Source organism: Metabacillus sp. KUDC1714 (assembly GCF_014217835.1).
Lineage (GTDB): Bacteria > Bacillota > Bacilli > Bacillales > Bacillaceae > Metabacillus > Metabacillus rhizosphaerae.
Genome location: NZ_CP055263.1, coordinates 3,623,737 through 3,635,524 on the forward strand (window position 1 = coordinate 3,623,737; position 11,788 = coordinate 3,635,524).

The 11,788-nt window shown below is 36.4% G+C and carries 10 protein-coding genes and 1 other annotated feature; of the genes, 6 read left to right on the forward strand and 4 right to left on the reverse strand.

The features are described 5' to 3' along the window. Positions 1-109: 109 nt before the first annotated feature. Together HUW50_RS16640 and gvpU are read right to left on the reverse strand one after the other, a co-directional pair. Positions 110-1,495, reverse strand: coding sequence for an amino acid permease (locus HUW50_RS16640; RefSeq protein ID WP_066325331.1), 1,386 nt, complete (start codon positions 1,493-1,495; stop codon positions 110-112). A gap of 219 nt (positions 1,496-1,714) precedes the next feature. Next, on the reverse strand, positions 1,715-2,143 hold the full coding sequence (gene gvpU / locus HUW50_RS16645; RefSeq protein ID WP_066325332.1) for a gas vesicle accessory protein GvpU: 429 nt from the start codon (positions 2,141-2,143) through the stop codon (positions 1,715-1,717). 166 nt (positions 2,144-2,309) lie between these two features. Here gvpU and HUW50_RS16650 point away from each other — a divergent pair, with 166 nt between their 5' ends. Next, positions 2,310-2,942 (forward strand): LysE family transporter, encoded by a 633-nt coding sequence (locus HUW50_RS16650; protein ID WP_066326251.1) that lies wholly within the window; start codon positions 2,310-2,312, stop codon positions 2,940-2,942. 47 nt (positions 2,943-2,989) lie between these two features. Here HUW50_RS16650 and HUW50_RS16655 read toward each other — a convergent pair whose 3' ends face one another. Together HUW50_RS16655 and argS are read right to left on the reverse strand one after the other, a co-directional pair. Next, positions 2,990-3,277 (reverse strand): hypothetical protein, encoded by a 288-nt coding sequence (locus tag HUW50_RS16655; RefSeq protein WP_066325334.1) that lies wholly within the window; start codon positions 3,275-3,277, stop codon positions 2,990-2,992. A 199-nt stretch (positions 3,278-3,476) separates the two neighbouring features. After that, positions 3,477-5,165 (reverse strand): arginine--tRNA ligase, encoded by a 1,689-nt coding sequence (argS, locus tag HUW50_RS16660; RefSeq protein WP_185653053.1) that lies wholly within the window; start codon positions 5,163-5,165, stop codon positions 3,477-3,479. Between the two features lie 44 nt (positions 5,166-5,209). Then, positions 5,210-5,423: a binding site (T-box leader), on the reverse strand. A gap of 185 nt (positions 5,424-5,608) precedes the next feature. On the opposite strand from argS, the gene HUW50_RS16665 reads away from it, so the two are divergent. The 5 genes from HUW50_RS16665 to HUW50_RS16685 all read left to right on the forward strand — a co-directional run bounded on the left by HUW50_RS16665 (position 5,609) and on the right by HUW50_RS16685 (position 11,779). Next, positions 5,609-6,394: an ABC transporter ATP-binding protein gene (locus HUW50_RS16665; protein WP_066325337.1), complete on the forward strand. Its 786-nt coding sequence runs from the start codon at positions 5,609-5,611 to the stop codon at positions 6,392-6,394. A 36-nt stretch (positions 6,395-6,430) separates the two neighbouring features. After that, complete coding sequence (locus HUW50_RS16670) at positions 6,431-7,900, forward strand: response regulator transcription factor (RefSeq protein ID WP_185653054.1); 1,470 nt, start codon at positions 6,431-6,433, stop codon at positions 7,898-7,900. Positions 7,901-8,172: 272 nt separating this feature from the next. Beyond that, positions 8,173-8,616 carry a histidine utilization transcription antiterminator HutP gene (gene hutP, locus HUW50_RS16675; RefSeq protein WP_066325340.1) on the forward strand — a complete coding sequence of 148 codons (444 nt, stop codon included), beginning with the start codon at positions 8,173-8,175 and terminating at the stop codon, positions 8,614-8,616. 123 nt (positions 8,617-8,739) lie between these two features. Next, positions 8,740-10,260, forward strand: coding sequence for a histidine ammonia-lyase (gene hutH, locus HUW50_RS16680; protein ID WP_066325343.1), 1,521 nt, complete (start codon positions 8,740-8,742; stop codon positions 10,258-10,260). A gap of 244 nt (positions 10,261-10,504) precedes the next feature. After that, positions 10,505-11,779 carry a Na+/H+ antiporter family protein gene (locus tag HUW50_RS16685; protein ID WP_396652642.1) on the forward strand — a complete coding sequence of 425 codons (1,275 nt, stop codon included), beginning with the start codon at positions 10,505-10,507 and terminating at the stop codon, positions 11,777-11,779. The last annotated feature ends 9 nt before the right edge of the window (positions 11,780-11,788 follow it).

Genomic DNA, 11,788 nt, shown 5'->3' on the forward strand with positions numbered 1-11,788 from the left:
GCTTATATCATAACTTTTATTAGAAGTTTGTTAGGATGAATTTTTAAAAAGCCGAACTTCAGCATATGAAAAGTTCGGCTTTTAAATGTTCTATAGCTATTTTTGCCTACTAATAATACCGAATCTTACTTTTCGTTTTTTTCCAACCCTTTTTCATTTTCAAGCACACTAAACCAATAATTGCTATAAAAAGTAAACTTACAAAGAACCCAGGGCGAATTGCTTTTTCTAGTAAAGTTCCGCTAATAGCAGCCAAAATTAATGCTAGCCCAAAAAAGGCAAAGATTTTATTCCATATTTTAAATTCGAGGATTCGAAATGAAGAAATAATGATAAAAAACCAGTTGTATAATAGCAAAATCCCGGCTGCAGTTGTGATATACTCATATATTTTTCCAGGCAGCAGTAAAGCGGTAATGATAGATGCAAGTAAACCTACTGTTGCCAATCCTAATGATGGCAGAGGCAGGCTCTTGAACTTATCTAGCTTTTTGGCAAATATTGCAGGTGCATCACCGCCATTTGCTAATGTGACAAGTAAATTAGTCACGCCATACAAGGAAGCTGTCATCGTTGAAAATCCAGCGATGATGATTGCCCCATTAAACACATGAGGAAAAAACGATATATTGTAATTTGCCAAAGCTGTCACAAATGGGCTTTCTTTCTCATGAAAGGCTTCGAGTGATACAAGCGTTACAGCAAGTGCTAATGATAAGACATACACAAAGGTTAAGCAAATTAGCATCACTGTACCTGCCTTTGGAGCATCCTCTTTCTTTTTAAGCTGCATTGCCATAATCCCAATAACCTCAATTCCACCATAAGCATAAAATGCGTAGATGAGAGAAGCCCAAAATCCTTTAAATCCACCTGCGAACAATTCACCTGCAGAATTAGGGAGTCCAGTAGGCTTAGCATTGTCTGCATTTATCCATCCGAAAAGTGCAGCAAGAGCAAGAATAATAAACATAATGATTGCTGCAAATTTTATTATTGCTAGGAGATCTTCGATTTTGTCAAACCCCTTGGTCCCAGTTAATACTACAAGAATGGAAAGAATCGCATAACCCGCTGCAAAAATCCACAAAGGAACATTAGGAAACCAAAATCGTGAAAGAATAGAAAGGGCTGTCAATTGACTCCCCATAATAAGAATATTCGAACACCAATAATTCCAGCCACAACTAAACTCTGCCCATTTTCCATATGCCTTACCGGCATAATAACAAAACGAACCTTCCTGAGGGTCTTCAGCAGTCATTTTTGCCAAAACATTAAATACGATATATGTTCCGATTGCTGCTAAAAGAAATGAAAAAACGATAGAGGGACCTGTAATACCGACTCCGATACTAGAACCTAGAAAATAGCCAGTACCTATGGTACAGCCGATACCGACTAATGATAATTGCCACCACTTTAAATTTCCCTCATTTTGGCCTTTATTTGATTTTTGACTAGAGCCACCTGGACTACAACTTGCGTTACTCATATAATACCTCCTCGTATTCCCTAAGTATTATTGTTAGAAGGAAGCGGCCTATTTATGTATAGAATACAACCAGATGGCTAGTTGAATTTCGTAGTAATTTTACATAGTGGGAACTATTCTTGTCCTTAAAAATTACCCATGATCAAAATGTACCTGATTAATATGTGTTACATATAAAAAAACCCTCGAACTATATTCAAGGGAATTTTTCATATCAAATTAAACAAGTGAGTCAAAGGAAAAACCATCTATAGAGGAAATTCTTCCTCTCCACCATGTGCCGCTAGATGGAATTGGTTGACTGCTTGTACTAAGATATTTAGCATCTTTTAAATGAATAAATGTTAGTGTGTTTTCATCTGATTCTTGATCTGCTTCATCTTGTTTTTGTTTTGCATAGGCATCTTTTAAATCTCCGAATTTTTTTGAGATGATTTTTGACATCGTTGTATCAGTTAGTTTCTTAGAGGATTCTGTTATTCCTTCATAATAGGCGTTTGCTCCAATTAGAGTGCCAGACACAATTGTGCCCCTTACGCTTAGTGTAACTTCTACTTCAATACCGTCTTCTTCAACTAAATTTAAAAACATAAGAACAATGGCATCGTCTGTACCAGCTTGTTCTTTCTCTTTCTCTTTATTTGCCATATATCTCACCTCTTCATTACTATGTATGTTTATCTTGTCCTTAATTTTTAAGTTAAACCAAAAATAAATAGCAGACTTTGACTTGTCCAATTGGGATTAAAAGTCATAGGAAATCACTCAGTTCATATAATGTACAAGTTATTAATTATGGAAGTGAGTGGTTTTGTTGAGTATTGGTATTCTAATTAGTTATATATTTTTAGGGTTATCTTTAGCAGCACCTATAGGACCTGTAAATTCTGCACGTTTAGATAAAGGGATAAAAAATGGATTTTGGCATGCATGGATTGTAGGCGCAGGATCGATGGTTGCTGATGCCTTGTTCATGCTTATGGTATATTTTGGTATGGTTCAGTTCTTAGGAATACCAATCGTTCAAATTTTTCTTTGGTTGTTTGGTGGCTTTATTTTAATCTATTCAGGTACTGAAAGTATTTTAGGTGTGAATAAAGTAAACCTAACATATACCAGGAAAAAAGACTCTTTATCAAAATGCTTTCTAACAGGATTTATCATGTCTGTTACAAGTCCATTATCCATTTTATTTTGGTTAGGGATATATGGATCAATATTAGCAAAAACAGCGCAAACAAACGGTACAAGCCAGCTGTTAATTTATAGTTGTATGATCTTTATAGGTTTAACATTATGGGATATTTTTGTTGCTGGCTTAACAACCGGCTTTCGTAAGTTTTTAAATGATGAGAGTTTAAAAGCAATTTCGATTATATCTGGGATATCATTACTTGGCTTTGGTCTGTACTTTGGATATCAAGGATTAAAAGCGTTATTTGGTTAGTAGAGGATGACTCAATTGGTCTGATCTTTTTGAGTCATCCTCATTTTTTAGTGGGAATCATTAAAAGGTGCTTCTGTATCCTTATCTTTTTCATCATGTGTTGGGTGGGCCCCTGGGAATTGTCTAGGAACATCTTCATGCATATTACGGTATTCGTAAGTAAAGTTGCTATAGTATTGCTGACCTTCCTTCCATGGGGTGCTCTTATTTTCTACGGGTTCATCTTTACGGAAAGGAGAACCATATGCACCTTCAGGGAAATCCTCATGTGTTAAAAAGTTCCTTTGTTTTTCAACATTCGAAAAGTCTGTATATTCTTCTTCATTATCGCTCACGTTTACACCTCCATTAAATTCTTTTTGTTAGTTTGACCTTATGATCTAAAATATAATGATGGAGAATTATATGAAAAGTTTACTATTTTGGGGAAAAGAGGAAGTTTTTTGTTAGTTAGATTCGTGGGAATGGAAATGGGAAAAATTGCAATAGGCTCTACTTACTTATGCAGAGTCTATTGCTTAATAGATAAAATTGTTACATTTCCTCAGGCGCCTTTATCCCAAGTAATCTTAGTCCTTCACTCAAAACAATCGTCACAGTTTTCACTAAAGCTACCCGATTCTGTTTTTGATTATCCTCTGCTAAGATTTTGACAAGACCATAGTATTTATTGAATTCCTGTGACAAATCAATCAGATATTTTGCGATTTGCGATGGTTCGTATAACGTAAGGCTCTTTTTAATGACAGTTGGGAATTCCATAAGGTGTTTCACCAAAGCCCAGCTTTCCTCTCCTTCTAAACCTTCAGCTTGTAAATCATTTGTTTCCTTTACTTTTCTTAAAATTGAGCATGCACGGGCATGTGTATATTGAACATATGGTCCAGTTTCACCTTCGAACTTTAACATCTCTTCTAAAGAAAACTCAATATTATTTAATCGCTCATTTTTTAGATCATGGAAGATAAGTGAACCAATCGCAACATTTTTTGCAACTTCTTCTTTATGTTCTAACGTTGGATTTTTTGCTTCAATATTTTGATTAGCCAGAATAATCGCGTCATTAATGACCTCTTCCAAAAGAACAATTTTCCCTTTTCTTGTCGACATTTTTTTGCCGTCCTTTAATATAAACCCAAAGGGAACATGGACTAATTCTTTTGCCCAGCTATAACCTAATTTTTCAAGAACGAGGAATACTTGTTTAAAATGAAGGCTTTGTTCATGGCCAACGACATATAACCCTTTTGAAAAATGGTATGTTTCTTGTCGATAAAGTGCTGCAGTTAAATCTCTAGTAGCGTAAAGGGTCGCACCATCAGTTTTTTTTATTAAACAAGGTGGTAAATCGAATTCTTCTAAGTTGACTACTTCTGCACCATCTGAGTATGAAAGAATCTCTTGATTCTTTAATACATTTATGGTTTCTTCCATTTTATCGTTGTAAAAGGCCTCACCATGGTAAGTATCAAACTCAATACCTAAAAGGGAATAGATTTTTGAGAACTCTTGAAGGGATTCTTTTCTAAACCATTTCCAAAGTGTCTTAGCTTCTTCATCGCCATCTTCGAGTTTTTTAAACCACATTCTGGCTTCAGCTTCTAAGTGTGAATGACTTTCTGCCTCTTTATGAAATTTCACATAAAGATCGAGGAGTTCTTTTATTGGATTTTGCTGAACACTTTGTTCGTTACCCCATTTTTTATAAGCGACGATTAATTTTCCGAACTGTGTACCCCAATCACCTAAATGATTTATTCGGATTGCCTTATAGCCACACTTTTCAACAATATGCGCGAGAGAATTTCCAATCACTGTTGATCTTAGATGTCCCATTGAGAAGGGTTTTGCAATATTAGGTGAAGAAAAATCAATCGTAATGTTTTCACCATTCCCAATTTGAGTCGAGCCGTATTTTTCACCCTGCTGTAAAATTGAATGAATAACTTCCTTGCTAATGATTTTCTTATTGAAGAACCCATTCACATAGGGTCCATCAGCGACTACCTTTGCAAATAAAGGATGTTTTACGTTGTTTGCTAGCTCAATTGCGATTTGGTTTGGAGATTTCTTTGCGATCTTTGCTAATGTAAAACAAGGAAATGCGATGTCACCTTGGTTTGTATGTCTTGGTTTTTCTATTAACTTTGTCACGTTACTAACAGGGAGAATGCCTTTTAAACATTTGGTTAATTCATTTGCAAATATGCTAATTAATTCCATATCCATCACCTTTCTTCTGAAAAATAAAAAAATCCCGTCTCTAAATTAGAGACGAGATTAACCCGCGGTACCACTCTTATTGTTCATCATGAACCATCTTTGCCATTGATAACGAGGTTTTCCCCGGCTAGACCTACTTTGAATTTTCGGATTAGCATCTCAGAAGTGCGCTTCATTTTATTGAATCCATTAGGCTCCCACCATCCCTAACTCGCTTTTGGCATCATATAAAATTACTCTCTTCGTCGTCGAACAGTATAGCTTTTTAGTGATTATAAAGAAATAATGAAGAGAAAGCAATAAGAATATACAAAATAAGGTATCAGTTTATTTGGGATTTAGTCATGTAATATCAATTGTGTAAATGGTAAAATTTAATAATATTTTGTAATATGATAAAAATAGTAGCTTAAAAGTTTTAGATTAATCCGAGGTGGATATAAATGGAAAAAATAGTTGAACTCGAACAAATATCCTTAAAAAGAAACGGACACTGGCTTTTAAAGGATATAAATTGGAGTATCCATAAAGAAGAGAACTGGGTACTTTATGGATTAAATGGAGCGGGAAAGACAGCTCTATTAAACATGCTTTGTGCTTATTATTTCCCTACAGAAGGTCGTGCAACAGTATTAGGAAAAGTATTTGGACGAGATTATTTAGCTGAGAAGCTCCGTCAAAAAATTGGACTTGTATCATCCAAGTTACAACAAAAGTTGTATCAATCTGATACAGCGTTCCAAATCGTTTTAAGTGGAGCATTTGCTTCGATTGGTTTATTTGAAAAACCGACCGATGAAATGAGAGAAAAAGCAATTAGATTATTAGAGGAATTGCACTGTTTATCTTATGCAGATAGAGCATATGAAACTCTTTCTCAGGGGGAAAGGCAGCGTGTGTTAATTGCTCGTGCGTTAATGGCAGATCCTGAATTGCTAATATTAGATGAGCCAACAACAGGACTTGACTTTCTTGCTCGAGAACAGCTTTTGGAAGGACTCGAGTCGATTAATAAGAGGGAAAATGCGCCTACATTTCTTTATGTTACCCACCATGTTGAGGAAATATTGCCGATCTTCACACATACCCTTCTGCTGAAAAATGGAGAGGTATTTGATTCTGGTCTAACAAATGAGATGATATCAGAAGAAAAGCTATCAAAGCTTTTTGACTGTGATATTTTGGTTACATGGGAAAAGGGTCGTGTAAGCTTAAGGAGAAAGTTTTAAAAGTTGAAACTATTTTAATTAATTGGAGTTGCAGCAATGAAGATTCTCATGGTAGCAAAAGATGCACTGGAAGCACAGGGGATTCGCTGGATTTTACAATCACATTTCACAGGAATTCAATTAACAGTTTTGGATAATATGAAAGGGCTTTTAAATACAATACAGTACGAAAAGCCAGATTTTATCATTGTAGATATGGATAAATGGACATGGGAAAATGACACACTTAAAGATGCCTTACAAACTAATAAGATACGTTGGCTCGGAATTTCATCTGAAAGGGTTTTTCGGGTTGCCTATCTTGGACTTTGCTTACATGCAGAGGACATTTTGTTTCGGCCGTTTTCTCCTTCAGATTTAATTAAACAAATTCAGCAAGTACGTTTTCAAATAAGGAACGAACAGCACCAAGTCCAAAATAGCAGGAATGAAAAATTAGAAGGTGTTGACGTAAACTACGCTGATTTTTTCATGACAGAAAGAATGTATAACCAACCAGTTATCATGTCGGCTTTTTTAACTCCACATGTAAATACACTACCATTTGTTTATGACACCATACAAGGTTATCACTTTACTGGAAAGCATCAATTTTTTGCATTATCTCACTTTATATTAGGGGTACATGAAACGGAAGAATCAACGCTTCTTAAGGAGGAATATCGCAGGTTTCTTACACACTGGAAAGAGAAAATGGAGGAGCCACTTGCACTTATTATAAATGCATCCACAAAAAAGGCCACAATAAAAGAGATTTACCAACAAACAAAACAATTAACGGAACAAGTTTTCTTCGAGGGCTATGACATAATTTTATCCGAAGATGATCGTTCAGGCTGGCAGGAATTGGATCCGTTCCTTACACCACTTGAGCAACGACAATGGATTGAAATGCTTGAGAAGAGGGACATAAAAGCAATTCGTGAATGGGTTGAACATGAATTTTTTACATATAGACGGCCATATCCTAGTCCCGACATGGTCAGAATCCGACTTACAAGTGTTCTAGCTCAAATCCGTCGCTATATGAAGGCTTACAAAACAAATGAGGTAGAATGGGAAGCGGCATATCATAATGTCTTTCAACAAATCATCCGAAAGCCTGTAATCTATCAAATCGTTTCAGAACTGCTTACATTTATCACACAGCTACTAATACCAGGTCATGACAGTTTACAGGAGGGTGCTGGTACACTTGTCGAAAAGGTAAAAACAATGATCGAATCGAACTATTGGGATACCCAGTGGAATTTAGCTGCATGTGCTGAAGGACTTCGTATGAATAAAAGTACCCTAAGTCGTCGCTTTGCTGTAGAATCAGGACAGTCCTTTCGAGAAACCCTACATCAAGTACGTATTCGGGAGGCAAAACGTCTTTTGCAGGAAACAGATTTATCTCTAGAAGAAATTTCCCGTTTAACAGGTTATTCTCATCAAACCTATTTTAGTGCGAAATTCAAACAGCTAGAAGCTTGTACACCATTAGCCTATCGATCCGGGATTTAAACGGATTGATAAGTAGGAAAAGTAAAACGATAATAGCTCTAATGATTGGGATTTATGTCTTATTGACAGCTGTTGTCATCAATGTGTATTTAAGAACATTTACAGCTTTCTTTACATAAGCTAGCATAAGAGGTGGAGCTTCATAGAAAACCATGTAGTACTAATTCATGAAACTTATGGTTGACACGTTATCGTTGAAGCGCTTACAATTAAACTAGTTATTAGACATTAGAGTATTTTAGATGAGTAGGATAAAAGAAAGAGTTGTTTATATGGCATTGAATAAAGATCGTCGAATAGGTCGACACGCCATTCTTCTATTGCTGTCAGATAATCCGACTGAACAGTTGGCAAAGCTTGAGCAGTCAAATTGGAAGGGTTGTTTAGGAAAAGTTGGATCGATGGATGCTCAAAAAATAGTTGCAGCTATTGAAACAGCAGCTAAAAAAAATGAGATCGTAAAAACAGATGTTTATCGCGAATCACATGCTTTATACCATGCGATTATTGAAGCATTGCATGGTGTTACAAGAGGCCAAGTGCAATTAGGATCAGTACTTAGAACCGTTGGTTTATCTTTTGCTGTTTTGCGAGGCAACCCATATGATAATGAGCAAGAAGGAGATTGGATTGCTGTTTCCTTATATGGCACAATTGGTGCACCTGTTAAGGGATCTGAGCATGAAACCATTGGTTTAGGTATTAATCACATATAATTTGCCCATAGTATTTTAGTTAATAGGGGGCTATATCTTGAAATCCTTTTGGATTTCATTGATATAGCCCCCTTTTCTATTGATCCTTTACTTAGCTAAAGGGAAATGAAGGGAGAAAAAATAATGGTTACATTAAATGGTCAAACACTAAGTTTTTCAGAGGTTGAGAAGGTTCTTTTTGATCGTGAAAAGGTTGTTTATTCAGAAGAGAGTATGAGAAAAGTTCAAGAAAGTCGAAAAGCTGTTGATAAGATTGTTGCTGAAGGAAGAATCGTTTACGGCATTACAACTGGCTTTGGAAAATTTAGTGATGTGTTTATAGATAAAGAGAATGTTGAAGCATTGCAACTAAATCTAATCCGCTCCCATGCATGCGGAATTGGCGATCCTTTTCCAGAAGTTGTTTCAAGAGCAATGATCCTCCTGCGAGCAAATGCATTACTGAAAGGTTTTTCTGGTGTACGCCCAGTTGTAATTGAACGATTGTTGGATTTATTAAATGCGGAGATTCATCCAGTGATTCCACAGCAAGGATCACTTGGTGCAAGTGGTGATTTAGCACCACTCTCACATTTGGCGCTTGTCTTAATTGGTGAGGGCGAGGTCTTTTATAAAGGGGAGAGATTACCTGCAATAAATGCTTTAACGAAAGAATCAATTTTTCCAATCACCTTAACAGCAAAAGAAGGGTTGGCTCTAATTAATGGAACACAAGCAATGACAGCAATGGGGGTTGTTGCCTATTTAGAAGCTGAAAAACTAGCATATCAAACAGAGTTAATCGCATCTCTTACAATTGAGGGGTTACGTGGGATTATTGATGCGTTTGATGAAGATATACATCTTGCACGAGGTTATAAGGAACAAGTAGAAGTAGCTGAGCGAATGCGTACTCATCTTGTGGATAGTCATTTAACGACAAAACAAGGGGAAATACGTGTTCAAGATGCTTATTCAATTCGCTGTATTCCTCAGGTACATGGGGCAACATGGCAAACGTTAAACTATGTGAAGGAGAAATTGGAAATTGAAATGAATGCAGCTACGGATAATCCGTTAATTTTCGATGACGGTGAAAAGGTTTTATCTGGGGGAAATTTTCACGGACAGCCAATTGCATTTGCGATGGATTTCTTAGCGATTGCGATTGCGGAACTAGCAAACATTTCAGAACGTCGAATTGAACGCTTAGTAAATCCTCAATTAAATGATTTACCACCGTTTTTAAGTCCTGAACCAGGCTTGCAATCAGGTGCAATGATCATGCAGTATGTCGCAGCATCTCTTGTATCTGAAAATAAAACATTAGCACACCCAGCAAGTGTTGATTCCATACCATCATCTGCAAACCAGGAAGATCATGTTAGTATGGGAACAATTGGATCAAGACATGCTTACCAAGTAATTACGAATACACGCAGAGTATTAGCAATCGAAGCAATTTGCAGTATGCAGGCAGCCGAAATACGTGGTAAAGATCAAATGGCTACAGCGACGAGTGAATTTTTAGAAAATGGAAGAAAGATCGTTCCCTTTATTAGTGCAGATCGGATATTCTCTAAGGATATTGAAGCAATGAATGCGTGGTTAAAGGAAGGGGAATTTCACTTTGATACTAGTGTAACAAAGGGAATTCACTCATAATAAGAGTGATGCTATTTTAAAATAGTAGTTTACTAGAAATAGAAACAAAATTGTAACAGGCTAATTCTTGATTAGTAGTATTTTATGGGGAGGCTATGTAAGTCTCCCTTTGTAAACATCACTAAAGACAAGAGAGAGGTTGTGATAAGCATTAATAAATTTCTACACCTATTTGAACTTTCGACTATTAATACATAAGGGGGACGAATGTTTGATAAATGCTGTTCTTATTTCCGTGGTTGTCATGGTCGTTTTAAGTCTTTTAAGGGTAAATGTTGTGTTAGCAATTTTATTCGCTGCATTAACAGCTGGATTGACTTCTGGATTATCCGTTGTCGAGACAGTAGATATCCTTGTATCAGGAATGGGAGGACAAGCAAATACGGCATTAAGTTACATCTTGCTAGGGGTATTTACCGTTATGATTGGATACTCAGGTATTACTGGGTTTCTCGTAAACTATTTAATAAATGTGTTGAAAGGGAAAAAAGCAATTATGCTGTTAGCGATTGCTGGGGTTGCTTGTTTATCACAAAATGTTGTTCCAGTACATATCGCCTTTATTCCGATCTTAATCCCGCCTCTGCTTCATTTATTTGACAGGATGAAATTGGATCGAAGAGCTATAGCTACTGCTTTAACATTTGGGCTAAAAACTCCATATATCATGATACCAGCAGGGTTTGGCCTTATTTTTCATGGTATTATCGCAGAAGAAATGAAAGCGAATGGAATGCCAATTAATATTACTCAAATTCCAATGGCTATGCTTTTACCAGGGCTAGGAATGATTGTTGGTTTGTTCATAGCCATTTTTATTACGTATCGAAAAGACCGAGTAGTAAATGTCGAAAACGAAAGCATCGCTGAAATTGCTGTAACTGTCGAGAAAAGTTTAACATTCACAAAATATCATATGTTTACAATCATAGCGATAATTGCTGCCCTTGCCATACAACTAATGACAAACTCATTAATTATGGGAGCACTGACTGGAATTGTCATTATGTTCGTACTAAGAATTGTTCCATTCAAGGATGGAGATCACGTTGTTAATGAAGGGATAAAGATGATGGGGATGATTGCTTTTGTCATGTTAATCGCCTCAGGTTATTCAACGATCTTGAAGGAAACGGGAGCAGTTGAAAATTTAGTAGAATCTACAATAAGTTTTCTTGGTGATAGCAAGTTTATGGCAGCTTTTTTCATGCTGTTAGTAGGATTATTAATTACGATGGGGATTGGCTCATCTTTCGGAACAATTCCAATTTTAGCAGCGCTGTTCGTCCCGTTATGTGCAGCACTAGGTTTCTCACCTTTAGCTACAGCAGCCTTAATTGGAACTGCAGGAGCATTAGGGGATGCTGGTTCGCCGGCTTCTGATAGTACTCTAGGTCCAACTTCAGGATTAAATGCAGATGGAAAACATCATCATATTTGGGATACTTGTGTTCCAACGTTTATTCATTTTAATATCCCATTATTTGTATTTGGTATGATTGCTGCGATGTTTTTGTAATTTTGGTTC